Raw genomic sequence first — 25063 nt, forward strand, 5'->3', positions numbered from 1 at the left:
ACCCCGCACCCCGCACCCCGCACCCCGCACCCCGCACCCCGCACCCCGCACCCCGCACCCCGCACCCCGCACCCCGCACCCCGCACCGAAAGCGAAGCTCCCACCTCCCACCGGGCGCGAATGTCACACCCCTCGGGCAGGGTTGTTGCCGGGGATGCCGCGAAAACACGCGCGGGTAACTCGCCCCCATCGCGCCCAGTGCCCCGCCCAAGCTCCGCCGCGCCGCCACCGAGCGGCGGCACCGCCTCCCGCCGCGACGAGCATCGCCTCCGTCGCTCGTGAGTGACCGGTTCTTACCTGCCGGCCGGTGAAGCGTGGGCGTAACGCGAGGGTCCTACGATGGCCGCATGAAGATTTGGATCGCTCATGAAGCGGGGCTGTCGCGGCTGGGGGCGGTGCCCGATGGCGTCACCGTCGAGGTGTTCGACGGGCCCGAGTACCCCTCCGACCCCGCCGATGTCGTGTACTGGGTGCCCGCGCTCGATCGGGATCCGGCGACCGTATTCAAGGACATGCCGAACCTGCGAGCGGTGCAACTGCTCAGCGCGGGCGTCGAGGCGTGGGTCTCGCGCGTTCCCGAGGGCGTGGCCCTGTGCGGCAACCGCGGCGCGCACACCGAGACCACCGCCGAGTGGGTGCTGGCCGCCACGCTCGCGTCCGTGCGCCGCCTCGACGAGTTCGCGCGCAGCCAGGCCGAGAGCGACTGGGCCCCGCGCAGCGCCGGGACCCTCAACGGCGCGACCGCGCTCACCGTGGGCGCCGGGTCGATCGGCGAGTCCGTGGCCCGCCGCTACGAAGCCTGCGGCGTCACGGTCCACAAGATCGCCCGCACCGCCCGCCCCGGCGTCGGCACCCTCGCCGACCTCCCCGAACTGCTGCCGCGGGCCGACGTCGTGGTGCTCATCGTGCCGCTCACCGCCGAGACCGAGGGCCTGGCCGACGCCGCGTTCCTCGCCCAGATGAAGGACGGCGCGCTCCTGGTCAACGCCGCCCGCGGCAAGGTCGCCGACACCGCCGCGCTCACCGCCGAAGTCGCCTCCGGGCGGCTGCGCTGCGCGCTCGACGTGACCGACCCAGAACCGCTCCCGGCCGATCACCCACTGTGGACGCTTGACGGCGCGCTCATCACCCCGCACGTGGGCGGCCACGTCGAAGGCGTCATCGACCGCTGGTACCCGCCGGTGGGCGACCAGATCCGCCGCCTCGCGGCCGGAGAGCCGCTCGCGAACGTCGTCGCCAACGGCTACTAGGCGACACCCGCGCCGGTCGGGCTTGATGGTTCTATTGCACGGTGAACAAGCGGATTGAAGAACTGGGCTGGCGCCGGACGCCGAAGGGCGAGATCAGCCTCCGAAGACGGTTCGACCCGGTCGTGGGCGCCGTGGTGTACGAGGTCAAACTCGACGACGAGTTCCTCATGTCGAGCCTGTTCACCGTCGCCGAGATCGAGCTGGCGCGCCTCGGGCTCGCGCGCGCCGAGGGCGAGGAGCTCGACGTCGTCGTGGGCGGTCTCGGCCTGGGCTACACCGCCCAAGCGGCCCTTGAGCATTCGCGGGTGCGCGAACTGGTCGTGGTGGAGTACTCCGAGGACGTCATCGATTGGCACGAGCGCCAGCTCCTGCCCGACACCAGGCAACTGGTCGGCGACGAGCGCCTCCGCCTCACCCAGAACGACTTCTTCGCCGCCGCGACCGGCCCGGCGGGGTTCGACCCCGAACGTCCCGGCCGGGTCTTCGATGTGATCCTGCTCGACATCGACCACTCGCCGCGGCACCTGCTCGACTCCCCGCACGCGGACTTCTACACCCACGAGGGCCTCACCGCCCTCACCGCCCACCTGCGCCCCGGCGGCGTGTTCGCGCTGTGGTCGGACGACCCGCCGGACCAGGAGTTCACCGAGATCCTCGAAGGCGTCTTCGAAGACGTGACCGCCGAGCGCATCTGGTTCGACAACCCCTACACCGGGGGCCAGTCCTCGAACACCGTGTACGTCGCCACGCGGCCCTGACCGCTCAGGCGACGCGCGAACCGATCGGGACCTCGGCGTCCGGGGTCAGGAGCACCACTTCGTCGGTGCCCTCGACCGGGACGCCGAGGACCAGGACCTCCGACATGAAGTCGGCGATCTGGCGCGGCGGGAAGTTCGTCACCGCGATCACCGTGCGCCCCACCAGGTCCTCGGCCGCATAGCGCGCGGTGATCTGGGCGCTGGAGCGCTTGACCCCGAGCTCGCCGAAGTCGATCCACAGCTTGTACGCGGGCTTGCGGGCCTTCGCGAACACCTCCGCGCGCTCGATCCGGCCCGCGCGGATCTCGGTGCGGAAGAAGTCCTCGGCGGTCGTCTCAGTCATGCGCGGAGGATACCTTCACGCCTCGAACCGCTCCCGCATCGCCGCCAGGGCCTCGTCGGTGAGGCGCCCGTACAGGCGCAGTCGGGCCATGCCGCCGTCGGGGAAGATGTTGAGCCGCACCGAGGTCGCGGGGCGTGCGGTGAGGATCGCGAAGCGGTGCACGGTGTCCGGTTGGAGCGGGGTGCGCGGCAGGAGTTCGAAGGCTTCGGACCCGTCGTGGGCGTCGAGCGAGGCGGCCGAGGGCGCGTTGTGCTTGAAGTGGGTCGTGTCGAGCTCGGCCACGCGGACGACGCCGCGCCCGGCCAGGCGCAGGTCGAGCCATTCGTGGCCGGGGGTGCGGCGGCGGGCGGTCTCCCAGCCGTCGGCCTGATTGGCCGCAAGGCCCGGCCGGATCGCCCCGGCCGGGTCGGAGTAGAACGCGTTCGAGGCGTCGATCACGCTGCCGCCGTTGACGAGTGCGGCGAGGTCGAGCGGCAGGTCGGCGAACAGCGCGGGGTCGGGGACGGGCGTGCCGTGCAGCCGCAGGCGGGCCACACCGCCGTCGGGGTGGAGGTTGAGGCGGACGTGGGTGTAGCGCCGTCCGCTGTGGACTCGGTATTCGTTCGGGTGGTCGCCCTTGACCTCTGAGACGGGGACGAGCGGTTCCCATGCGGCGGCGAGGACTTCGGCGAGCGAGGGGTGGCCGTCGACGCGGGCGGCGTCGATCGAGACGCGGGGAGGGTGGTTGCCGGTGAAGTGGGCGGTGTCGACCACGGCGTGGTGCGCGATGCCGGGGACCGCGAGGCGGACCACGGCCCAGTCGTGGCCTTCGGTGCGGCTGCGGCGGGTCTCCCAGCCGTCGTATATCTGTCCTCTGTGGTCGAACGTGCGCGGGTGGTGCGCGACGGGGTAGGGGGCGATGAGGTGGTCTTTGGCGGCGAAGGACTCGTCGTTGGCGGCGAGGACCGCGCCGCCGAGGGCGCGGGCGGCGAGGTCGGGAAGCGGGTTCATCGCGGGTTCCTTTGCGGGTCTCGGCGGTGCAGGAGGCGGCCGCGCGGCGCGCCCTCGGTGTCGACGCGGGTGCCGCGCAGCCAGGTGGCGGCGACGCGGCCGCGGAGGATCCGGCCCTCGTACGGGGTGAGCGGATGGCGGTGGAGCAGGCCTGCGGCGCGGACGGTCCAGGACCGGTCGGGTTCGAAGGCCACCAGGTCGGCGTCGGCTCCGGTCGCGATGCGGCCCTTGCGGTCGAGGCCGACGAGGTCGGCGGGGCGGGTGGACGTCCACTGGACGAGTTCGGCGAGGGTGAGGCCGCGGCGACGGGCCTCGGTCCACAGCACCGGGAGTCCGATCTGGAGTGAGGCGATGCCGCCCCAGGAGGTGGCGAAGTCGCCGGTGCGCAGGTCTGGCGGGCTGGGCGAGTGGTCGGAGACGACGAGGTCGATGAGGCCTTCGCGCAGGGCGTCCCAGAGGGCCTCGCGGTTCGCGGCGGCGCGGATCGGCGGGCAGCACTTGTGGATGGTGGAGGCGTCGGGGATGTCCTCGGCGGCGAAGGTCAGGTAGTGGGGGCAGGTCTCGGCGGTGATGCGGACGCCGTCGCGGCGGGCCTCGCGCAGCAGCGGGAGCGCGTCGGCGGTGGCGAGGTGGAGGAGGTGGACGCGGGCTCCGGTGGCGCGGGCGGCGGCGATGAGGCTCGCGATGGCGGCGGTCTCGGCTTCGGGTGGTCTGGAGGCGAGGAAGTCCGCATAGGACGGTGAGGGTGCGGCGGGGTGGAGGTGCGCGGGGTCTTCGGCGTGGACGAGAAGGAGCGCGTCGAGGTCGACGGCGACGGCGCAGGCGCGGTGGAGGCCGGGGCCGTCGAGGTGCGGGAACTCGTCGACTCCCGAAGGGGCCGTGAAGCATTTGAACCCGAACACGCCCGCGGCGTGGAGGCGCTCGCGGTCGGTCTCGTTGCCGGGGGTCGCGCCGCCCCAGAAGCCCACGTCGATCCAGGTGCGGCCCTTGGCGGCGGCGCGTTTGGCGTCGAGCGCGGCGGTGTCGACGGTCGGCGGGATCGCGTTGAGCGGCATGTCGATCAGGGTGGTGACGCCGCCCGCGGCACCGGCCCGGGTCGCGGTCGCGAAGCCCTCCCAATCGGTGCGGCCCGGTTCGTTGACGTGGACGTGGGTGTCCACCAGGCCGGGCAGGAGCGCGAGGTCGCCGAGGTCCTCGGTGCGGGCGGCCGGGATCGGGTCGGCGTAGTCGCCGATGACCGCGATGCGCTCGCCCGCGATCGCCACGGCCGCAGGGCGTTCGCCGTCGGGCAGCACGGCGCGGCGCGAGCGCAGGACGAGGTCGTAGACGAGGGGCGATGCGATGTCGCCGGGATCGGCGATCACCGTTCACCGAGTCGGGCGAGGTGGGCGTTCCAGGACGCGAGATCGGAGATGTCGGTGAGGTCGGCGTCGCCGTCGTAGGCCGCGCGCAGGACCATCCCGAGGGATTCGGTGCCGTCGTGGAGGAGGACCACCCCGAGTTCGAGTTCCGGTGGTTCGGAAGGGAGGAGGTCCTCGCGGAGCAGGCGCATGGGCAGGTCGTAGAGCTCTCCGGCGACCGCCACGCCGCCCGCGTCGACGGGCACGAGCGCGGGATAGCGGTCGGCCACGGAGTAGAAGCGGTAGCGGGCCGCGGTGCGGGTCTCGGCGATGAGCGCCGCGCCGCCGAGCAAGTGGTGGATCGGGCCGCCGCGCATGCCGCCGCCGTTGAGGAACATGTGGACCACGGGGGCCTCCTTCAGTGGTGGATGGGACCTTCGGCGCCGCTGAGGAATCCGGCGTCCGCGCGGTTCCTCACGGCGGTGATCTCGGCCAAGATCGCGAGCGCGGTCTCGGCGGTGGTGCGGCCGCCCAGGTCGAGGCCGATCGGGGAGCGCAGCCGGGCGAGGTGGGTCTCGGGGACTCCGGCTTCGCGCAGGCGGGCGAGGCGGTCGCGGTGGGTGGCGCGGGAGCCGAGCGCGCCGACGTACCCGGCGGGCGAGGGGAGGGCGCGTTCGAGGAGCGGGAGGTCGAATTTGGGGTCGTGGGTGAGGACGCACACGGCGGTGTCGGCGTCGGGGGCGAGCTTGTCGAAGTGGCGGTGGGGCCAGTCCACGATCACGTCGTGGGCGTGGGGGAAGCGGATGGGGGTGGCGAAGACGGGCCGGGCGTCGCACACGGTGACGTGGAAGCCGAGGGGCACGGCGAGTTCCACGAGGGGCGCGGCGAAGTCGACCGCGCCGTAGACGAGGAGCCGGGGCGGGGGCCGGTGGACTTCGACGGCGTAGCGGTCGGATGCCGCGGGCGGTTCGGTGTCGAGGGTGAGCGGGCCGATCGTGCCCGCGGCGGTGATCGCGGCGGCCTGGCCGAGGTCGGGGGCCTGGAGGGAGCGGACGAGGGTGACGCTTTCGCGGGCGAGGATCGCGTCGAGCGCGGCGGTCAGGGCGGGGTCTGCCGGTTCGATGCGGACGATGAGCACGTCCATGGTGCCGCCGCAGGTCAGGCCTACGGCGAACGCGTCCTCGTCGCTGTAGCCGAAGGATTCGACGGCCGGGACGCCGGTGTCGAGGACCTCTTGCGCTTTGGTGTAGACGGCGGCTTCGACGCACCCGCCGGAGACGCCGCCGAGCGCGGTGCCGTCGGCGTCGACGGCGAGGGCCGCGCCGAGCGGCCTGGGGGCGGGGCCGGAGGAGCCGACGAGGGACGCGAGCGCGAAGGGGCGGCCTTCGCGCATCCAATCGCGCAGGGCGGCGGCGATGGCGTTCATGCGGGCCTCCCGGTGGTGAGGTGCTCGGGCCGGATGGGGACGCGGGTCAGGGCCAGGCCGGTGGCGTCGCGCACCGCGGCGGCGATCGCGGGCGTGGACGAGAGCGTGGGCGGCTCGCCCGCGCCGCGGAGTCCGTACGGCGCTTCGGGATCGGTGTTCTCGACGATCTGGAGGCGCATCGGCGGCATGTCGAGGATGGTGGGGATGAGGTAGTCGGTGAAGGACGCGTTGGCGACCAGGCCTTCGCTGGTGCGCAGTTCCTCCATGAGGGCGAGGCCGAGGCCTTGGGCGGAGCCGCCGTGGATCTGGCCTTCGAGGGCGTTGGGGTTGATGGCGCGGCCGACGTCTTGGACGCAGGTGAGGTCGACGACCTTGACGAGGCCGAGTTCGAGGTCGACGTCCACTGTGGCGCGGTGGACGCAGAGGGCGAGTTGCACGTGCGAGTCGCCTTGGCCGGTGACGGGGTCCATGCGTTTGGTGGGGCGGTGGCGGAAGACGCGGGTGGCCTCGATGGGGCCTGCGGCGAGGTCGTGGTCTTTCCACAGGTCGCGCACGGCGGCCGCGGCGGCCCGCACCGCGCCGCCGGTCATGTAGGACTGGCGGGACGCCGAGGAGGACCCGGCGGAGCCGACGCGGGTGTCGTTGGGGGCCAGTCGGACTCGCTGGACGCCGAGTTCGGTGCGGACTATCTGGGTCTGGAGGTTCCAGTGGCCTTGGCCGACTTCGGCGGCGGCGGTGTGGACGGTGGCGACCGGTTCGCCCGCTTCGAGTTCGAGGCGCACGAGCGCGGTGGAAAGGTCGTCGAAGCCTTCGGAGTAGCAGACGTTCTTCAGGCCCACGCCGTAGCCGGTGCCGCGGCGGATGCCTTCGCCGATGGTGGTGTTGCCTGAGCCGCCGGGGTGGGCGGTGGGGGCGTCTGCGGCGGGGATGGCGGCGAGGCGGTCGAGGAGGTCGGCGAGCGGGGAGAACCGCTCTTCGCGATCGGGCGCGTCGATGATCTGGCCGGTGATGAGGCGCGAACCTTGGGCGACGGCGTTGCGGCGGCGGATCTCCAAGGGGTGCAGGCCGATCGCTTCGGCGAGGGCGTCCATCTGGGACTCGTAGGCGAAGCAGGTCTGGACGCCGCCGAAGCCGCGCATGGCCCCGCACGGCGGGTTGTTGGTGCGCGCGCCCCACGCGTCGATCGAGACGTGTTCGACCTCGTAGGGGCCCACCGCGAGTGAGGCGGCGTTGCCGACCACGGCGTCGGTGGTGGAGGCGTACGCGCCGCCGTCGAGGACGATCGCGGCCTTGACGTAGACGAGGCGGCCTTCGGCGTCGGCGCCGTGCTCGTAGCGCATGCGCGCGGGGTGGCGGTGTACGTGGCCGAGGAAGGATTCGGCCCGGTCGTACATCATCTTGACCGGGCGGCCGGTGGCGAGGGCGAGCATGGCCATGTGGACCTGCACGGAGAGGTCTTCGCGGGCGCCGAACGCGCCGCCGATGCCGGACATGACGAGGTGGAGGCGGTCGGCGGCCAGGCCGAGGCAGGGCGCGAGCTGCTCCAGGTCGGAGTGCAGCCATTGGGTGGCCACGTGGAGGCGCAGGCCTTCGGCGGTGGGGACGGCCACGCCGGACTCGGGGCCGAGCGGGGCCTGGTCCTGCATGCCGACGGTGTACTCGCGGGCCACTACGTATGCGGCGGTGGCGGTGTCGGGGGAGCCGACGCGGACCGGTTGGTAGCGGAAGTACTCCCCCGCGTCCACGGCCGCCTGCGGGTCGGATTGCGGGGCAAGGGGTTCGTATTCGATCTCGATGAGCTCGGCGGCGGCGCGGGCGAGGTCCAATGTGGTGGCGGCGATGACGGCGACCGGTTCGCCGTGGTAGTTGACCTGGTGTTCGGCCAGGACCGGCTGGTCGGGTTCGACGAGGCCGTAGCGGTTCTCGCCGGGCACGTCGGCGGCGGTGAGCACGGCGGCGACGCCTTCGGCCGCAAGGGCTTTCGTGGTGTTGATGCCGCGGATGCGGGCCTTGGCGTGGGGGCTGCGCAGCGTGTGGCCCCACAGCATGCCGTCGAAGCGCAGGTCGGAGGCGTAGTCGAAGGTGCCTGCGGTCTTCGCGGCCGCTTCGGGGCGGATCGGGGACTGGCCGACGCCGCCGGGGGTCTCGTTCACCTGCACCTCAGGCATCGGCGGCCTCCTGGAGGTTCGCGGCGGCGGCCGCGAGGTCGCGGGCCAGGGTCTCGGGGTCGGCGGTGCGCAGTTCGCCGCCCGCGACCACGGTGCGCCCGGCGACGGTCAGGAGCCGCAGCGGCGCGGGCGGGCCGAGGACCAGGGCCGCGACCGGGTCGGCGATCCCGGCGTGTCCGAGGCCGGTGAGGTCCCACAGGGCCAGGTCGGCCTGCTTGCCCGGTTCGAGGGAGCCGATCTCTGCGTCGCGGCCGAGGACCCGCGCGCCGCCGATCGTGGCCAGCCGCAACGGGGTCCGCACGTCCATGACGTGGGGACCGTGGAGTTGGCGGGCGGTGTAGAGGGCCTGGCGCAGCTCCTCCCCCAGGTGCCCGGCCTCCTGGCTGGCCGCGCCGTCGACGCCGAGGCCGACCGGGATGCCCGCGTCGAGCATCGCCGGGACGTCGGCCGGGCCGGTGCCGAGGCGGGCGTTCGAGGACGGGCAGTGCGCGACCCCGGTCCCGGCCGCGCCGAGGCGTTCCCTTGCGGCGCCGTCGAGGTGGACGGCGTGGGCGAGCCACACGTCGGCGTCGACCCAGCCGACCCGGGCCATGTACTCGACCGGGTCGCAGCCGTGGACCTCTTGGCAGAACCGGGCTTCGTCGAGGGTCTCGCACAGGTGGGTGTGGAGGCGGACGCCCTTGTCGCGGGCGAGGTCGGCCGATTCGCGGAGGAGGTCGGTGGAGACCGAGAACGGCGAGCAGGGGGCGACGGCGATCCGCAGGGTCGATTCCGGGGACGGGTCGTGGTGGCGCGCGATCGCGTCGGCGGTCGCGGCCAGCGCGGTGTCGAGGTCTTCGACGAGGTGGTCGGGCGGCAGGCCGCCGTCTTTGCGCCCGCGGTCCATCGAGCCGCGGGCGAGGTGGAGGCGCAGACCGATCCGCTCGGCGGCGGCGATCTGGACGTCGATGAGGTCGGTAGTGTGTCCGGCCGGGTAGATGTAGTGGTGGTCGGCGGCGGTGGTGCAGCCGGAGAGCGCGAGGTGGCCGAGCCCGGCGGTGTTGGCGGCGGCGACGTGCTCGGGGCGCAGGTGGGCCCACACGGGGTAGAGCGCGGTGAGCCATTCGAAGAGCGTGGCGCCGGTGGCGTGGCCGCGGGTGGCCCATTGGTAGAGGTGGTGGTGGGTGTTGACGAGCCCGGGGGTGAGCAGGCAGCCGGTGGCGTCGATGCGCTTGGCCCCTTCGAGGTCGGGCGCGGGCCCGGAGCCTACGGCGGTGATGCGGCCGTGCTCGGCGACGAGGTGGCCGATGGCGTACTCGGTGCCCGCGGCGTCGACCGTGGCGATCGCCGTGTTCTCGATCACGATGGCGCTCAAGGCGTGTCCTCCCCGATTTCCGCTTCGCCGCGTGGGAGAGTGTCGACATTTATCCATTGGTTGCGGTGAAGGTGGGAACGGGAGGGTATCCGGGGAGTCCCGTCTGCCTCCGCCCCGCGCGACCCCGCCGCCGTCGACATCGCTTGCGCCGCAACATGAACAGCCTCGATGATCTTCTCGTAACCGGTGCAGCGGCACAGGTTTCCCGCCAGCGACTCGCGAATGCGCGCATCGTCGGGGTCGCTTTCGCGGTCGAGCAGGTCGGCCACCGCTACCAGGAATCCGGGTGTGCAGAACCCGCATTGCACGGCCCCGCAGGTCACGAACGCGTCGCGCACCTCCCCCGGCACCGCGGCCACGGTGCGCACGTCGCGGCCTTCGCATTGGGCGGTCGCCACCAGGCACGAGCACACCGGATCGCCGTCGAGGAGCACGGTGCACGATCCGCATTCGCCTTGCTCGCACGCGTTCTTGGTGCCGGTCAGGCCGAGTCGGTCGCGCAGGGTCCCCAGCAGGCTCTCGCCGGGGCGGTCGACCTCGGCCCGAGTCTCGACCCCGTCGATGCGCAGGTGTACGGGAACGCTCATACGCGGCTCCTCTCGAAGGCCGCGCCCCAGGTGCGGCGCAGCGCCCGGGCGGCGCAGACGGCGAGGGCGTGGCGGCGGTAATCGGCACTCGAGCGCACGTCGTCGATCGGGGACGCCGCGGCCGCGACCAGGCGGCCGAACTCGGCGACCGCGGCGTCCGAGAGGCGGTGCGGGGCCGTCCACGGCAGGTCGAGGCGTTCGGCTTCGGGCGCGGCGAGCGGGGTGGGCCCGGCCGAGCCGATGCCGGTGCCGAGGCGCCTGGCCTCCACGTCGAGCGCCAGCGCGATCGAGCACACGGCGATGACCATCGCGTTCCTGGTGCCGACTTTCAGGAACTGCTGCGGGCCTTGGGCTTTGGGGACGGTGACGGCGGTGATGAGCTCGCCTGCGGCGAGGGCGCTGCGTTTGGGGCCGGTGAAGAACTCGCCGATCGGGACGGTGCGGGCGCCGGTGGCCGAGGCGAGGTGGACGGTGGCGCCGGTGGCCAGGAGCGGCGGGTGGCCGTCGCCCGCGGGCGAGGCGGTGGCGAGGTTGCCGCCGAGGGTGCCGCGGTTGCGGATCTGCGGGGAGCCGACGGTGAGGGAGGCGGCGGCGAGCGCGGGCAGGTCGGCGGCGAGGTCGGCGACGATGCGCGTGTACGGGACGGTCGCGCCGATGCGGATCGCTTCGCCTTCGTCGGACCATTCGCGCAGTTCGGGGACTCCGGTGAGGTCGAGGATCGCTTCGGGCCGGGTGTGGCGGTAGTTGAGGGCGACCATGAGGTCGGTGCCGCCGGCGAGCGGGACCGCGCCGGGGTGGTCGGCGCGCAGGCGCAGGGCCTCGGCGAGGCCCGCGGGGCGGTGGAACGTCATGGCCGCTCCCTCCTGACCGTGCCTTCGATGAGCCCGTAAGGCCGGTCGGCGGCGTGGAAGACCAGGCCCGGGTTGTCGAGGCCGAACGGGGCGAGGTCGAACAGGTGGTGGTGCCGGTTGGGCATCGTCAGGCGCACCTCGCGGGCCCCGGGGACCGCCTTCAGTATGCGCTCGCCGACGGCGTAGAGGGTCTGTTGCAGCGAGAGCGAGTACGTGTCGGCGAACGCTTCGGTGAGGGCTGCTCGGGCGCGGGCGAAGTCGCGGTCGCAGTCGCCGGTGGCGGTGTAGTCCCAGGCGGCGGCGACTTCGGTGGCGAGCACGCGGTCGTCGGTCTCGGGGAGGGTGGTGTAGGCGTCGGTGAGGAAGCCGTTGAATTCGGAGCCGGTGGTGTTGAGCAGGAGGAGGTGCTCGATGCCGGCGGTGACGTGGGCTTCGCCGTCGTAAGTGACCTCGGCGGTGCGCATCTCGCCGCCGGAGCCGCGGGCGAAGGAGTGGTCGCCGGTGCGGGTCCAGGTCTGCTCTTCGACGCGGACGCGGGCGGTCTCGACGGGGCCTGCGGTGTCGACGAAGTGGCGGGCGAGGCGTTCGGCGAAGGCCTCGGGAGTGCCGATGCCCTCGCGCGCGAACGCGTACACGGTGTTCTTCTGGGTGTCGGTGGGCAGCACGGCGGTGTTGTCGCCGCGGTGGTGGACGGCGTCGAAGCGTCCGGTGAGGGAGGTGTGGACGGTGAGGTCGCGCAGGTCGTGGCGGGGCGCGTCGCGCATCACGCGGACCACGCGGATGCCGGACTTGCCGTAGGCGTTGGGGCCCAACTCGAATCCGGGGCTCGGGAAGTCGCGCATTCAGCTCCCTCGGTAGGTGGAGTAGGCGAAGGGGCTCAGCAGGAGCGGCACGTGGTAGGACGCTTCTGGGTCGGCGGCGTCGAAGACGATGTCGATCTCGGGGTAGAAGGTGGGCGTGCCTCGCGTGGCGAACCAGTCGCCGGTGGCGAAGCGCAGGCGGTGCAGGCCCGGTTCGGTGGTCCAGCCCGCGACGCGGCCGTCTGAGTCGGTGGTGCCGGTGCGGACGGGCGCGAAGCCGTCGCCTTCGCGGCGGTAGAGGGTCAGGCCCAGGCCCGCGGCGGGTCGGCCCAGGGCGGCGTCGAGGACGTGGGAGGAGACGGTGCTCATGGGCGCTCCCCGAAGGCTTTGGCCAGGCGCAGGGCCACGATCTTGCGCAGTTCGGCGGTGGATTCGGCGGCTTCGGTGGGCTCGTCGTTCCCCAGGCGGCGGCCCAGTTCGGAGAGGATCCGCTCGGCGGTCAGGCCGGTCGCGCAGATGAGGAACACGCCTCCGAAGCGGCGTTCGTACGCGGCGTTGGCCTCGGCGAGCGCGGCCCGGACCGCGGGGTCTGCGGACTGGGCCCCGGACTGCTCGCTGCCCGACCACGCGTCACCGGTGACGGGGCCGCCGATCCGCGGGTGGGCTTGCTTGGCGGCGGCCAGTTCGGTGTCGTCGAGGTCGTCGAACGCCGCGAGCGCGGCCGATTCGAGGGCGTCACGGGTCTTGTAGGGGCGGGCGGCGACGAGTCGTTCGGCCCACTCGCTCGAAGCGCAGCAGGCGAGGAGGATTCGGCTTGCCGCGTCGGCGTCCATCGTGTCGAACGCTTCGAGCGTCCACATCGGCGGCTCCTTGGTCCGTGCGTACCGATACCGTGCCACGGCGATCCCCGTGCGGGTCCAGTGAAACGCGAAACCGGGTCCGGCGAACATGTCCACCGGCTATGAAACCTTCGTTTCCCGGCCGTTAAATGCTGGAGGATCGTCCAAAGTCCGCGCTCGGGCGGAGCTATGGTGGCCTTACCTACCGCGACCGACCCGCGGACCCCTGGGGGCCTCATGCGACTGCGTTCACTGCTGCACATGCCCGAACTGGGGCTCACCCTGGTCTCCGGACGGCACCACCTCGACCGCGAGGTCCGCTGGGTCGTCCCGACCGACCTCCACGACCCGAGGCGGTACCTTTCGGGCGGCGAACTCGTGCTCACCGGGATGATGTGGCGCGGCAGCGAACCGGGGGCCGACTCGGACCTGTTCGTGCGGCACCTGGTGGCGGCGGGGGTCACGGCGCTCGGCGCGGGCGACCATCCCGAACACCATGCGGTGCCCGAGGATCTGGTGGACGCGTGCGCGCGGCACGACCTGCCTCTGTTCACCGTCGACGCGGCCGTGGCGTTCGCCGAGATCACCGAGCGGATCGCGCAGCGGCTCTCGGCGGGGCGTTCGGAGGATCTCGCGTCGCTGCTCGACCGGCACCGGCGGCTCATCGCCGCCGACGGGATCGGGCAGATCCTCGAACTCATCAAGGCCGAGCTGGGCATGGAGTGCCTGGTGCTGTCCCCGGCCGGGCGGGCGCTGCGCGGGGGCCTGGTGCTGGGCGAGGCCGAGCGGGCCCAGGTCGTGGCGCGGGCGCACGCGGCGGAGCGGTTGCCGCAGAAGGTGACCTTGGACCGGCACCGCTGCCACTCGGTGTTCGGGATCGGCTCGACCGTCCACACCGGGCGGTTCCTGGTGATCGACGACGACCACTCGCGGTGGTCCCCTGAGCGGCGGCGCGTCGCCGAGCAGCTCGCGGCCTTGATCGCGCTCGAACTGGACGACCCGGCGGTGCGGCCGGTCCCGCAGGTCGAACTCGTGACCGCGCTCAGCGAGGGCCGCGTCGAGGAGCACCTGCTGCGTTCGGCCGGGCTCGGCGTCGGCGACGAGGTCACCGTCATCGCCGCCGTCAGCGGGCCCGAAGCGGTGCGCGAGACCATGGTGGCCGAGACCGTGGCCGGATTCGGCGAGGGCGATCCGCTCGCACCGCCGCCCGCCGCGTGGGCCACGATCGGGAACGAGACCATCGCGGTGCTCGCCGGAGAGGCCGGGACGGCCGCCGAGCGCCCGCGGCTCCTCGCATGGGCCCGGCACTGCGCCGCCGCGCTCTCCAAAGCCGGCGGTGAAGCCGTAGGGGTCGGCCTGGCCGACCCGGTGCGAGCCCCCGAAGGGCTTTGCGGCGCTTTGGAACAGGCCCGGCACACCGCCACGCTCGCGCAACCGCGACCCGGCGGGATCGACGTGGCCGAACCCGACCATCTCGTGTCACACCGGATGCTCCTGGCGGCCGTCGCGCCCGAAGTGCGGGACGCGTTCCGCACCCGCGTGCTCGACCCGCTCACCGCCTACGACGCGCGGCACCGCTCCGACCTGCTGGTGACCCTGCGGCGGTTCCTCGAATGCGACGGCTCGTGGCAGCGCTGCGCCGCGAGCCTGCACCTGCACGTCAACACCGTCCGCTACCGGATCCGGCGCGTCGAAGAGCTCACCGGCCGCGACCTGCGCAATCCCCTCGACCGGATGGACCTCGCGCTGGCGGTGAACCTCGACTGAGGCACCGCCGGGCGAACAGACCGGGACCCGCGGACGCGGGACCGTTGAAGGGGGAGAACATGAAGAACACTGCGGGGCTCGTGCTCGCCGCGGGCGCCGGGCGGCGCTTCGGCCAGCCGAAGGCCCTCGTCGAATACGAGGGGCGACGGCTGCTCGACCGGGCCGTGGCGACCTTGCGCGCCGGCGGCTGCCGCCAGGTCCTGGCCGTGCTCGGCGCGGGAGCCGAACAGGCGCTCAGCGTCGCGGCCGAAGCGTTCACGCCGGTCGTCAACCGGCGCTGGGGGCAGGGCCTGTCCACGTCGCTCAAGGCCGGACTCGCGGCCGTCCCTGAGCGTTACGACGGGGTGATCGTGACGCTCGTGGACCAGCCGCGGATCGAATCCGAAGCGGTCAGGCGGCTCATCGCCGCCGCCGAAGAGGGCGCGACCGTGGCGCTCGCGAAGTACGGGGACCGCCTGGCCCACCCGATGTACTTCGCCCGCGAGCACCTCGGGTCGATCGCCGCCGGTGCCGTCGGCGACCGGGGCGCGCGCGACTTCCTCGCCGCGAACCCCGGCCTGGTGCGCGAGGTGCCGTGCCCGGGCGACCCGCTCGACGTCGACACGCCAGCCGACCTCGCCGCGATCACCGACCCGAGCCCGGCCTGACCTCGCGCGTACCGCTGCCAGCGTCGTCAGCGGTGCGCACGCCTCGGTCGATCGAATGCGGGCGCGGCCCCTGTCGTTTGGCCCCGCGGGCCTGCTGTCCCTCGGAGAACTCCGTCTAGGACGCGAACCAGAGGTCGATCTCGCGCTTGGCCGACTCCTCGGAGTCCGAGGCGTGGATCAGGTTCTGCTGGTTGGACACCGAGAGGTCCCCGCGGATCGTGCCCGGCTCGGCCTTGCGGCCGTCGGTGGCCCCGGCGAGCTTGCGCACCACCGGGATCGCCTCGTCGCCGGAGACGACCAGGCTCACCAGCGGACCGGAGGTCATGAAGGTCTTCAGGCCCTCGTAGTACTCGCGGCCCACGTGCTCGGCGTAGTGCGCGTCCGAGAGCGCCGCGTCCATCGTCCGCAGCCGCAGCTGCTCGACGCGCAGGCCCTTGCACTCCAGGCGGGACAGGACCTCGCCGATGAGCCCGCGCCGGACGGCGTCGGGTTTGATCAGCACGAGCGTGCGCTGTTCGGCCACTGGAACTCCTTGAGAACGACTGTCGGATAGTGGCAGTCATCGTAAGCGATGTTGTGTCTGTTGCCTCACCCACGTACGATTCACGTTGAAACCCGGTTTCCCAGGTGTGGATGAGGTGTCCCCGATGCCCCCGAGACAACCAGCGCGGCCGGCCCCACGGTCTACCAAGGCGCCCAGCAAGGGTGCGGCCAAGGGCGCTGCCGCGCGCGGCGGGGCCAAAGGCGGGGCCAAGGGTGCCGCGGGCGGCGCCCGCAAGGCCCAGCCCGCGAAGGCCATGCCCCGCGGCGCGCGCCAGCCGGTCGGGCGGGGGGCGACCTCCGAGCAGCTGCGGCAGCAGCGGCTGACGATGGACCAGCAGCGGCGCGAACGCGAAGCGCGCTGGTGGGCGATCAACCAGCACGCGATGAAGGACCTGCACTCGCGCCAGCACCACGCCGCGGGCGGCGAGGCGATCGGGACGGTCCTCAACGCCGACAGGCGGATGCGGTGGCGGACCTCGCGCGCGGTCGGCGCGATCACTTTACTGATTCTGGCGTTCTTCTTCACCTCGATGGCGATCGGTGCCCAGAGCATCGGCATCGCCGTGCTCGCGTTCGCGTGCCTGGCGGGCTGCATCGCGTTCTTCACCGTCGAGCACTCGGCCCGCCGCTTCCCGCAGCCGGTCCCGGCCCCGCCGCTCATCGGCCAGCACCGGCTCGAAGACCTCATCGTGGAGGACGACCCGAGGCCCGCACCGCCGAAGGACCCCGCCCCGACCACGATCGACGCCCTGGACGACATGTTCGAGGCCCCGCCGCGGCCTGAGCCGAAACCGGCTGCGGCGACGGTCGCACAGCCGGAGGCGAAGGCGACGCCGGTCGAGCGACCGGAAGCGCAGACCGAGACGCGGGCGGCATCGGTCGCGCAGCCGGAAGCGAAGGCCGCGCCGGTCGATACGACGCGGGTCGAAGTGATCGACATGCCGCTGGACGAACCGGTGGCGACGGCGGCTGAGCCCGAACCGGCCCCGAGTGCGTCGAGGGGCGAACGGTTCGACATGCCGTTCACGACCGGCCCAGTCGAGCCGGACTTGTCAGAGGGCGTTCGAACCGCCGCGACGCGGACCGGACCGGAATTGTCTGCGAGCGAGCCGGTCGAGGAAGCGGCCTCGGTCGAACCGCTCGACTCGCCGGGCAACCAGCCAGCGGCGAGCACTGCCGGGCCCGGGGCCATGTCCCCGGTCGACCTGCCGCCGGACGAGCCCGCGGTGACCACCGCCGAAGCGGCGGCCGTTTCCGAACCGGATGCGGTCTCGGTCGAGCCGCTCGACTTGCCCGGCAACCAACCCGCCGCGAGCGCCGCCGGGCCTGGGGCAGTCGCCCCGGTAGACCTCCCGCTGGACGAGCCCTCGGTGGCCTCGGCCGTTGCGGTCGAGCCGCTCGACTCGCCGGGCAACCAGCCCGCCGCGAGCGCCTCCCGGCCCGCGACTACCACCCCGGTAGACCTCCCGCTGGACGAACCCCCGGCAACCGCCGAGGCGACCGCCGCCTCCGAAGCGGCCTCGATTGAGCCGCTTGACCTGCCGAGCAACCAACCCGCCGCAAGCGCCGCCGAGGCCGATGGCCTGCTCGACCTGCCGCTCGACTCTCCCGCTTCCGAGATCGCCGGGCCCGTCAACGGGCACGAGCCGCATTCGAAGCCCGGCGTCAAGTCGCCCGGGCTCTCGTTCTCGATGCCCTCCGATCGGATCGGGGGGTCGATCGGGACGCCCGTGCCGCCGCTCGATCCGGATCAGGTGCCGCCGAAGGCGCCCGCCGCCGAGGCCCGGGCCGAGCCGCCGCGTCAGCGCGATTCGGCCGAAGGCCGCAACCCGGCGCAGGACCTGGCCCGGATGCTGCTGTCCGAGGAGGCGCTGGAGGGCACCGACGTCACCGACACCGCCGCGACGCTGATCGTGGCCGACCTTCAGCGGTCGGTCGAGTTCTACACGGACGCATTGGGACTGCACATCCTCGACCGCACCGACGAGGCCGCGGTCCTGGAGGCCGGGTTCGGGCGGATCCTGTTGTGGGAGCGGCCCGACGCGCCCACCGGGGAGACCGGGATCATGCACCTGACGTTCGAGGTCGGCGACATCGACACCACGTTCGCGGAGATGAACCAGGCCGGCGTCCAGTTCCTGCACCTGCCGCGCACCGCGCTGCTGGGCCAGAACTACCAGATGCGGGCCGCGTCCTTCCGCGACCCGGACGGCCACGGACTCGCCATCACCGAGCACCGGGAGCGCGACTAAGGAGTGAGGCCCATGCTCATCGTCGGTGAGATCCACACCGCGCTGCTGCCGCACTCGCGGCCGCTCACGGCCGAGGAGGCGCGCGCGGCCCTGTCGCTGGCGGTCGGTGAGACCGTGGTGCAGTGGGCCAGGCCCGTCGCGCACACCGCCTCGCCGACGCTCCTGCACGGCGTGGACTGCCGACTCCCGTTGGGGGCCAAGCCCGAGAAGCGGCACGCCGACAAGGGCGCGAGCACGGTCAGGGCCGTCGGGACCGTGTGCTCGCGCGCGGTCCTCACCGGCGGGCACCTGCTCCAGGGCTCGGCCTGGACGACCGTCGCCGCACCCGAGCAGCCGAGGCGCATGCCCTGGTCGCACTACCTCGCCCACCCCGGGACGCTGGAGACCATCGGGAACTTCGAGGCCCGCCGCCTCGCCGAGGGGTTCCTCCTGGCCGAGGGCCGCCGCGACCGCACCGGCCTGGTCGACACGGCCGCGATCGCCCGGCATTCGATCCACGACGTGCTCTCCCGGCCCGTGCTCGACCAGCGGCCACCCATCAAGACCGGCTCGACCCGGCTGCGCTGGGCCGCGATCGCCGACGCCGGGTCCGGACGAGCCGTCGCGTTCCGCCTGGTCGGCAACGACCGGCGGCGCATGAGCCTCGTGACCGGACTGTGCGAACCCGAGCAGATCGCCGCGGCCGCCGAAGACCTCGCCGTCCACGACTGGCTCCTGACGGCCGTGTCGGCGCGGATCGCCCTGGCGCGCATCGGCGACGACCCGCGGCACACGCTGCGCACCCTGCGGCCGGTCGTGGACCACCTGCTGCACCTGTGGTCGTCGGGCACCCGCACCTCGCAGGACCTCGAATTCATGTGGGACCAGCTCGAACGCAGGCCCGGACTGACCCGGCAGTGGACGACCATGACCGAACGCGTACGGTCCCAGATCGACTACGGCGCAGCCGATCTGGCCGCGAAGATGCTCGACCTGATGGAAGAGCGCCAAAGGCAGTCGGGCGGGCCGTACTAGAAGGGGCCTTGGAAGATGTAGGTCATCCGGTCCACGAGCTCCTCAGGGAGCGCGACTCCCTCGATCTCGGCGCTGCGGCGGATCGACTCGATCGCGCCCGGGTCGGGGCGCACCGAACCGCAGATCACCCGCACCGCGTGCTCGACCTCCAGGAAAGAGCCCGACAGGACCGAGACGGTGCGGTAGGCCGGGAACGGGAAGGCCTTCGGCTCCAGTTGCAGGATCGAGGGCATCGAGGACCACTCGCCGGGGAAGCGCTCGCCGCCCGGGTGGGCCGGGTCGTGGCTGTGCTCGGCCGGGACCAGCTGGTCCTCCAGTTCGGGCACCCCGATGCGGCGGCCCTGGTTGCGCAGCACTCCGAGGCGGATCAGCTGCCACACCGCGGCGAGCATCGGGCACGACCAGCGGCGGCCGTTCTTGCCTTCGTTCCACAGCTCCACGTCGAGGAACACCGAGTGCTCGCGCCGCGCGTTCTGGTCGGGCGGGCGCCACAGCAGCGGCGCGCCCATCGCGATCCCGCGGGGCTTGGGCGAGGGCACGCCGTTGGAGAGCCACCCCGAGTCCGACACGGGCGGACGCGAACCGGTGGTCCCGGCGGGCGGCTCGAACACGATCCGGCCCGCCACCAGGGCGGCCAGGTCGAGCGAGTCCATAGTCGCGCAGGCCGACTCGCGCGCGAGGTAGTCGATGCGCAGGCCCGCGTCCTTCGCGGCGTCGCTCAAGACGGCGATGAGCTTCTCGGGGGCGGGCAGGTTGTCGTGGAAGTAGTCGTCCACGAGGTAGCAGGTGCTGACGCGGGGCTTGCGGCCGCCCAGGCGGGCGGCGAGTGCGGCGGTGGTGCCCTCGACCCAGGCGGCCGCGGCGGCCATCTCCTCGCGGAGCGCGTCGGGGCGGGCCAGGTCCTCGGCGTAGAGGTGGCCGACCTCGATCGAGAGGTGGGACATGCCGAACCGCTCGGTGCGCTGCTTCGCGCTGGCCTCTTCGTAGGTCATCATTCGATCCCCCGCGCGATCGCCTCCAGGCCGGGCGCGAACAGCTCCTCGGAGGACTTCACCGCCAGGTCGACGAACGCCTTCGCGGTGGCGAGGTTGGCGATGTCGAGGTTGCCGGTGTCGTCGTCGGTGATGATCTGCTCGCGCCACTGGAGGACCGGGTCGAGCGGGACCGAGCCGAGCAGGTTCATGCGGCCGAGCTTGCGCTTGGCGGCCATCTGGTGGAGGTCGGCGTCGATCTTGCGCAGCCAGCTCACCTGGGTGGGCTTGAGGCCTTCGAGGTCGTCGCCGTCGGGGTTGACGACCGCGGTGCGCACGTAGCGGATCGAGGCGAGGAACTTGCGCTGGAAGTTCTGATCGAAGATCTTGGAGGTCTCGACCAGGCCCCGCTCGCCGTAGACGAGCGAGTGGGCGGCGAGCACGTGCTGCTGGGTCCAGCGGTGGTAGACGATCCAGCGCCACGGCAGGTTCGCCAGTTCGGGGCGGGCGGTGGCCGACATGACCATCTCGGTGGCGTGCGAGCGGCCCGCCGAGAGGTCGACGATGACGAGGTCGAATTCGCGCGAGAGCTCCAGGAGCAGGTTCACGCAGCGGTCCACTGTGTACTCGTCGCCGGGGAACTCCGAGCCGTCCGAGTCGCCGGGGCACAGCACCAGGTCGCCCGCGCCGTCGGGGCGGGCCTGGAGTTCGGGGCGGTCGCTCTCGGCCCACACCGAGTGGCGCTCGGCCTCGGAGTCGGCCCCTTGCAGGTAGTCGTGGATGCCTTGGCCGGGGGTGCCGTGGCGCAGTTCCTCGATGTCGAAGATCGCCCCGGCAGTGGGGGAACCGAAATCGAAGTCCACATAGCACACGTTCGCGCCTTGGAGCGAACGGCGGTAGGCGAGGTTGCAGGAGCTGACCGACCGGCCCGTGCCCCCTTTGTCGGAGGTCGCGAACAGCAGCATCGTCACACCCCGGTCTCGGCGTCGCGCCCGGCCTCGATGAGCCGGTCGAGGTCGATGAGGGCCTTCACCCCGAGCGCGAACGCGGTGCTCGGACGCTCGTCCACGATGTCCTTGGCGTGGCGGATGGTCTTGCCGACCGAGCCGATCTCGCGCGCCAGCGCGGGCCCGGCGGTGCCCGAGCCCCTCAGGAGTTCCTGGTCGTAGACGTGTTCGGCTTCGACGAGGAGTTCGTGGGCGAGGTTCTCCAGGTTGCGGGAGCGGGCGGGTTCGGCGGAGGCGAACTGGGCCGCGAGCACCAGGGACTCGACCACGCGGATCGTGAAGTGCCAGGACGGGTCCTCGAACCAGTTGGGGATCTCGCCGAAGACCTGGCTGGGCTGGTCCCACAGGCGGGCGGCGGCGCCGTCGCGGATGCGCCTGCGCGAGAGGTGGTCCCAGACCTGGTCGGCCACTTCGAGCAGTTCGGCGCGGGCCTCGATGGTGACCAGGAGTCCGGCGGCGTCGTAGAGGCGCTTGAGGAGCAGGGGCGCGAAGTCGACCATGTTCCAGACCATGGCCGGGCCGTCGAGCTTCTCGATGCCTTCGAGTTCGGCCTTGACGCCGGGGAAGTGGGTCTCGATCGAGCGATCGCCGGCCAGGGCGCGGCGGGTGATGCGGCCGCGGTTGGCGAGCTCGATGAGCACGTCGCCGAGGCGGATCAGATCGTCGTCGCCGCCGCGGCGGGCGCCGAAGCTGCCGGTGGCCACGGCGCAGACCAGAAGGCTGTAGTAGTCGTATTCGAGGCCGTCGGTGGTGCGCCAGGGGACGTCTTCGAGGGGCCATTTGGAGCCGCCGCCGAAGGAGGCGACCATGGCCCAGTAGCGGCGGGTGACGTCAAGGCGCAGCTGGAGGGACTGCGCGAGGCGCTGCTCCTCTTCGGTGAGGAGGTTGCGGCGCATGACCCTCGCGGAGAAGAGGGTGTTGATCGCTTCGAGGGCGACCACGGTGAAGTAGAGGTAGGGGGCGTCCTGGGCGCGGCCGGTGCGCTGGGTGGAGGTGTCGGAGACGTCGGGGATGTCGGGGGCCTTCTCCACGACCGACCAGGACCAGCCGATCTCGAAGAGCTTGGTGGGCGCCTCGACGCCCGCGTGGCCACCCGAGCCCACGGTGATGTTGCGCAGCGAGGCGATGATCTCCTCGGAGGAGTCGCGGAAGCGGCGCACGATCTTGCGGTCGGGCTGGCCGTCGACGTTGATGAGGGCGATGAGCTGGCGGCCGAACTCGTCGCCCGCGTCGAAGGTGGACACGGCGAAGGAGCGCAGCAGGCCGGTGATCGCGCCGAGGAGACGGCGGTGGACGGTGCGCTCGACCGATTCGAGCTCCTCGATGAGGTCGAGGCGGCCCATGCGGTCGACGGTGGGCGCGAAGTCGGCGAGGAAGGACAGCGCGGTGAGGCTCAAGGGGATCGAGAGCGCGAAGCCCTCGGTGACGTCGACGGCGCGCTGGTCGGGGTGGGCGGTCTGGGAGCGGTCGACGCGGTGCATGTTGGAGCCGCCGGAGTAGACCGGGACGCCTTCGGCGTCGACGTGTCGGTCCATGTAGTCCTTGATCAGGCGCATGATGCGGATCGGGATCTCCACGGCGTCACCGAGGCCGTTGAGCGCGTTCAGGACCGCGTCGCTGGTGGCGTCGGGGTCGGCGTAGCGCAGGTCGGGGAGCTCCTGGGCGGGGTAGAGCAGGCACAGCAGCTGCTGGGCGTCGCCCACGGCGTCGGAGTCGTTGCGGCCGCCCCAGTGCCAGACCTTGCGCTTGGAGCCCTCTTCGACCGGGCGCCAGCTGTAGGCCACCTGGGCCCGCCAGATGTCGAGGAGCTGTTGCCGAGGCTGCATCTTCACTGGTGACCACCGCCGAATGCGCTCATGACCGAATCGGACAGCTTTCACTATGGCATGCGGATGCGACACGAACCGACTCGCAGAACGTGTTTTGTCGCTTACCCGACAGTTCGAAGGCGTCCGTTCGGGCCCCGACAGGCGTCATATCAGTGGGGGCGGCAAACCGGGTGAACCGGTTCCCTACGGACACAAGGAGTCGAGATGGTTGAAATGATCTTGGCGGGCCTGATCATAGGCGCCGTGGCGACGCTCGCGATCATCTCCGCCGTCCGCGACCGCGGCCGCCGCAAGGAGACCCGCAGGGCCGAAACGGCGGGCCCTGGCCGGTCGGAGCCGATCCCGAGCGGCTGGACGGAGATCGAGCGGAAGCCGCCGACACAGCGCAACGGGAACGAGACGAACGCGGAGCCGTGCGCGGGCGGGCGTTCGGGGCCTGCTTAGGACGGGTTCACGAACCCTCGCCGTGTCGCCCGGTCCGGCCCCGGGAGCGGGCGGACGCTGTCGGGCCCGGCCGCTTCGCCGTCCGCCCCACCGAGTCGGACGCCGCTCAGCGTTTCGGAGGCCTGCTGAGTTGGCGTTTCACCGACCAGCAGTAGGCCCACACCAGCGCGAACACGATCCCGGCCGCGCCGAGGGCCCAGTGGAGGGGCCAGCAAGCGATCACCGCGACCTGGAGCACCGCGCCCGCGGGCCAGATCCACGGGCGTTTCGCCATGCCCGCCAAGGCGATGCAGGCGACCACCAAGACCACGATGACCACCGTGGTGGGGCCGGGGTCGTCCAGGAGCATCCGCATCGGCACGATCGCCATGAGCAGCGCCAGCGCCTCGAAGCTGAGGGCCATCGCCGCGAGACTGCGGGCCGCACGGGCCGGGTCCCGCAGGCCTGAGCGGTTCGGGTCCGGTTCGCTCCAAGGGGCCTCGGCCTCTTCGGGTTCGGGCTCCTCGTGCGCGGGGTTCCGGTCAGCCACGGCGGCCCACCAGGACGCGGCGGGCGTCGGCCACGGTGAACACCGAGCCGGTGACGAGCACCCCGCCGCCGCTCTCGTACAGGTCGTCGGCCTCCTCGGCGAGTTCGATGCCGCGGGCCACCGCGTCGGCCAGGTGCGGGACGACCGTGACGCGCTCCTCGCCGAAGACCTCGCGGGCGAGCTTCGCGAGCGTCGCGGCGGGCATCGCCCGGTCCGAGGAGGATTTGGTGACCACGATCTCGTCGAGGACCGGTTCGAGGAGTTCGAGCATGTGGTCGGTCTCCTTGTCGGCGAGCATCCCGACCACGCCGACGAGCTTGCGGAAGTTGAACTCCTCCTTGACCGCCTGCGTCATGGCCTCCATGCCCGCCGGGTTGTGCGCGGCGTCGAGGATCACCGCGGGCGCGGTGCGCACGACCTCCAGGCGGCCCGGGGAGGAGAAGTCCGCGAAGGCCTCCCCGACCACTTCGGCGTCGAGGGCCTTCGGCTCGCCCGCGCCGAGCAGCACTTCGACCGCCGCGAGCGCCAGGGCCGCGTTGTGGGCCTGGTACTCGCCGTGGAGGGGCAAGAAGAGGTCCTGGTAGCGCGCGGCGCGGGTCTCGATCGTCACCAGCTGGCCGCCGAGGGCGATCTCGCGGGAGGTGACCTCGAAGCCACGGCCCTCGGCGATCAGGTTGGCGCCCACCGCGTTCGCGCGGCGCAGCAGCGGCTCCATCGCCGAGCGCTCCTGCGCGGCGGTGACCAAGGTCGATCCCTCGTGGACGATCCCGGCCTTCATGGTCGCGATCTCGGCGAGGGTCTCGCCGAGCCACTTGGTGTGGTCGATCCCGATCGGGGTGATCACCGCGACCTCGGCGTTGAGGATGTTGGTCGAGTCGGTCTCGCCGCCGAGCCCGACCTCGATGACGCCCACGTCGATCGGGGTGTCCGCGAACGCGCCCATCGCCAGCGCCACGGTCATCTCGAAGTAGGTGAGCGGCTCGGAGGCCTCGCGGTCGACCAGGTCGGCGAGCGGGGCGATCTCGTAGTACTGGGCGGCGAAGCGGTCTGCGGAGATCGGTTCGCCGTCGACGCAGATGCGCTCGTTGACGGTGTTGAGGTGCGGCGAGGTGAACATGCCGGTGCGCAGGCCGTGGCCCCGCAAGAGGCGCTCGATCATGCGGGAGGTGGAGGTCTTGCCGTTGGTGCCGGTCAGGTGCACCGAGCGGAAGGCCCGCTGCGGGTCGCCCATCATGTCGAGGAGCTGCTTGATGCGGTCGAGCGTGAAGTCCCAGCGGGAGAAGCCGCGGGATTCGAGCGCGGCCTCGACTTGGGCGAATTCGGCGTTCAGTTGGTCCCCCTGATGTGGACGGGA

At 72.2% G+C, this 25063-nt stretch carries 24 protein-coding genes and 1 pseudogene; 7 read left to right on the plus strand and 18 right to left on the minus strand.

The genetic code is table 11. The features are described 5' to 3' along the window. The first annotated feature begins 347 nt into the window (after positions 1–347). Positions 348–1250 carry a 2-hydroxyacid dehydrogenase gene (locus tag AB0B28_RS18450; RefSeq protein ID WP_360122632.1) on the plus strand — a complete coding sequence of 301 codons (903 nt, stop codon included), beginning with the start codon at positions 348–350 and terminating at the stop codon, positions 1248–1250. A gap of 41 nt (positions 1251–1291) precedes the next feature. Beyond that, positions 1292–2008: a spermidine synthase gene (locus AB0B28_RS18455; RefSeq protein WP_360122634.1), complete on the plus strand. Its 717-nt coding sequence runs from the start codon at positions 1292–1294 to the stop codon at positions 2006–2008. A 4-nt stretch (positions 2009–2012) separates the two neighbouring features. Here AB0B28_RS18455 and AB0B28_RS18460 read toward each other — a convergent pair whose 3' ends face one another. From AB0B28_RS18460 to uraD, 12 genes and pseudogenes are all read right to left on the minus strand, one after another. Continuing rightward, on the minus strand, positions 2013–2351 hold the full coding sequence (locus tag AB0B28_RS18460) for a tRNA-binding protein (RefSeq protein ID WP_360122637.1): 339 nt from the start codon (positions 2349–2351) through the stop codon (positions 2013–2015). Positions 2352–2366: 15 nt separating this feature from the next. Next, positions 2367–3341, minus strand: a complete 975-nt coding sequence (gene alc, locus AB0B28_RS18465) for an allantoicase (RefSeq protein WP_360122640.1) — start codon at positions 3339–3341, stop codon at positions 2367–2369. Next, positions 3338–4705 carry an allantoinase AllB gene (allB, locus tag AB0B28_RS18470; RefSeq protein WP_360122643.1) on the minus strand — a complete coding sequence of 456 codons (1368 nt, stop codon included), beginning with the start codon at positions 4703–4705 and terminating at the stop codon, positions 3338–3340. The genes alc and allB overlap by 4 nt, the downstream gene beginning before the upstream one ends. Beyond that, positions 4702–5079 (minus strand): gamma-glutamylcyclotransferase, encoded by a 378-nt coding sequence (locus tag AB0B28_RS18475; protein ID WP_360122887.1) that lies wholly within the window; start codon positions 5077–5079, stop codon positions 4702–4704. The genes allB and AB0B28_RS18475 overlap by 4 nt, the downstream gene beginning before the upstream one ends. Positions 5080–5099: 20 nt before the next feature. After that, positions 5100–6107, minus strand: coding sequence for an XdhC/CoxI family protein (locus tag AB0B28_RS18480; RefSeq protein WP_360122646.1), 1008 nt, complete (start codon positions 6105–6107; stop codon positions 5100–5102). Beyond that, positions 6104–8275: a molybdopterin cofactor-binding domain-containing protein gene (locus AB0B28_RS18485; RefSeq protein WP_360122649.1), complete on the minus strand. Its 2172-nt coding sequence runs from the start codon at positions 8273–8275 to the stop codon at positions 6104–6106. Before AB0B28_RS18485 ends, AB0B28_RS18480 begins: the two co-directional genes overlap by 4 nt. Continuing rightward, the gene (locus tag AB0B28_RS18490) at positions 8268–9629 is read right to left on the minus strand and encodes an 8-oxoguanine deaminase (RefSeq protein WP_360122652.1); all 1362 of its coding nucleotides are present in this window, start codon (positions 9627–9629) and stop codon (positions 8268–8270) included. Before AB0B28_RS18490 ends, AB0B28_RS18485 begins: the two co-directional genes overlap by 8 nt. Positions 9630–9769: 140 nt before the next feature. Further along, positions 9770–10216 (minus strand): annotated as a pseudogene (locus tag AB0B28_RS18495) ((2Fe-2S)-binding protein); the annotation flags it as partial. Further along, positions 10213–11067 (minus strand): FAD binding domain-containing protein, encoded by an 855-nt coding sequence (locus AB0B28_RS18500; RefSeq protein ID WP_360122655.1) that lies wholly within the window; start codon positions 11065–11067, stop codon positions 10213–10215. The gene AB0B28_RS18500 and the pseudogene AB0B28_RS18495, both read right to left, overlap by 4 nt. Next, complete coding sequence (gene pucL / locus AB0B28_RS18505; RefSeq protein WP_360122658.1) at positions 11064–11909, minus strand: factor-independent urate hydroxylase; 846 nt, start codon at positions 11907–11909, stop codon at positions 11064–11066. Before pucL ends, AB0B28_RS18500 begins: the two co-directional genes overlap by 4 nt. Further along, entirely contained in the window at positions 11910–12236 is a 327-nt protein-coding gene (uraH, locus tag AB0B28_RS18510) for a hydroxyisourate hydrolase (RefSeq protein WP_360122661.1), read from the minus strand. Then, complete coding sequence (gene uraD / locus AB0B28_RS18515; RefSeq protein ID WP_360122664.1) at positions 12233–12727, minus strand: 2-oxo-4-hydroxy-4-carboxy-5-ureidoimidazoline decarboxylase; 495 nt, start codon at positions 12725–12727, stop codon at positions 12233–12235. Before uraD ends, uraH begins: the two co-directional genes overlap by 4 nt. Before the next feature lie 216 nt (positions 12728–12943). Here uraD and AB0B28_RS18520 point away from each other — a divergent pair, with 216 nt between their 5' ends. Beyond that, positions 12944–14473 carry a PucR family transcriptional regulator ligand-binding domain-containing protein gene (locus AB0B28_RS18520; RefSeq protein WP_360122667.1) on the plus strand — a complete coding sequence of 510 codons (1530 nt, stop codon included), beginning with the start codon at positions 12944–12946 and terminating at the stop codon, positions 14471–14473. Positions 14474–14532: 59 nt separating this feature from the next. Continuing rightward, a complete protein-coding gene (locus AB0B28_RS18525; RefSeq protein ID WP_360122670.1) occupies positions 14533–15120 on the plus strand; it encodes a nucleotidyltransferase family protein in 588 nt (195 codons plus the stop codon). Between the two features lie 115 nt (positions 15121–15235). Here the strand turns inward: AB0B28_RS18525 and ndk are convergent, their stop codons facing one another. Then, the gene (gene ndk / locus AB0B28_RS18530; protein WP_360122672.1) at positions 15236–15643 is read right to left on the minus strand and encodes a nucleoside-diphosphate kinase; all 408 of its coding nucleotides are present in this window, start codon (positions 15641–15643) and stop codon (positions 15236–15238) included. A gap of 124 nt (positions 15644–15767) precedes the next feature. On the opposite strand from ndk, the gene AB0B28_RS18535 reads away from it, so the two are divergent. Both AB0B28_RS18535 and AB0B28_RS18540 read left to right on the plus strand, forming a co-directional pair. Continuing rightward, on the plus strand, positions 15768–17915 hold the full coding sequence (locus AB0B28_RS18535; protein WP_360122675.1) for a VOC family protein: 2148 nt from the start codon (positions 15768–15770) through the stop codon (positions 17913–17915). 12 nt (positions 17916–17927) lie between these two features. Then, positions 17928–18929: an SCO2521 family protein gene (locus AB0B28_RS18540; protein WP_360122678.1), complete on the plus strand. Its 1002-nt coding sequence runs from the start codon at positions 17928–17930 to the stop codon at positions 18927–18929. Here AB0B28_RS18540 and AB0B28_RS18545 read toward each other — a convergent pair. From AB0B28_RS18545 to AB0B28_RS18555, 3 genes are read right to left on the minus strand one after another with little or no spacing between them, the layout of a single operon-like run. Further along, entirely contained in the window at positions 18926–19921 is a 996-nt protein-coding gene (locus tag AB0B28_RS18545; protein ID WP_360122681.1) for an SCO2522 family protein, read from the minus strand. The genes AB0B28_RS18540 and AB0B28_RS18545 overlap by 4 nt on opposite strands. Beyond that, the gene (locus tag AB0B28_RS18550) at positions 19921–20865 is read right to left on the minus strand and encodes an SCO2523 family variant P-loop protein (protein WP_360122684.1); all 945 of its coding nucleotides are present in this window, start codon (positions 20863–20865) and stop codon (positions 19921–19923) included. Before AB0B28_RS18550 ends, AB0B28_RS18545 begins: the two co-directional genes overlap by 1 nt. A gap of 2 nt (positions 20866–20867) precedes the next feature. Next, entirely contained in the window at positions 20868–22733 is a 1866-nt protein-coding gene (locus tag AB0B28_RS18555) for an SCO2524 family protein (RefSeq protein ID WP_360122890.1), read from the minus strand. 207 nt (positions 22734–22940) lie between these two features. Between AB0B28_RS18555 and AB0B28_RS18560 the strand changes: the two genes are divergently transcribed. After that, positions 22941–23180 carry a hypothetical protein gene (locus tag AB0B28_RS18560; protein ID WP_360122687.1) on the plus strand — a complete coding sequence of 80 codons (240 nt, stop codon included), beginning with the start codon at positions 22941–22943 and terminating at the stop codon, positions 23178–23180. 106 nt (positions 23181–23286) lie between these two features. On the opposite strand, the gene AB0B28_RS18565 is transcribed toward AB0B28_RS18560, so the two are convergent. Further along, on the minus strand, positions 23287–23709 hold the full coding sequence (locus AB0B28_RS18565) for a DUF4233 domain-containing protein (protein WP_360122690.1): 423 nt from the start codon (positions 23707–23709) through the stop codon (positions 23287–23289). Continuing rightward, positions 23702–25039: a folylpolyglutamate synthase/dihydrofolate synthase family protein gene (locus AB0B28_RS18570; protein ID WP_360122893.1), complete on the minus strand. Its 1338-nt coding sequence runs from the start codon at positions 25037–25039 to the stop codon at positions 23702–23704. The genes AB0B28_RS18565 and AB0B28_RS18570 overlap by 8 nt, the downstream gene beginning before the upstream one ends. Positions 25040–25063 lie beyond the last annotated feature (24 nt).

The sequence above is a fragment of the Glycomyces sp. NPDC046736 genome, assembly GCF_040645615.1.
GTDB lineage: Bacteria > Actinomycetota > Actinomycetes > Mycobacteriales > Micromonosporaceae > Glycomyces.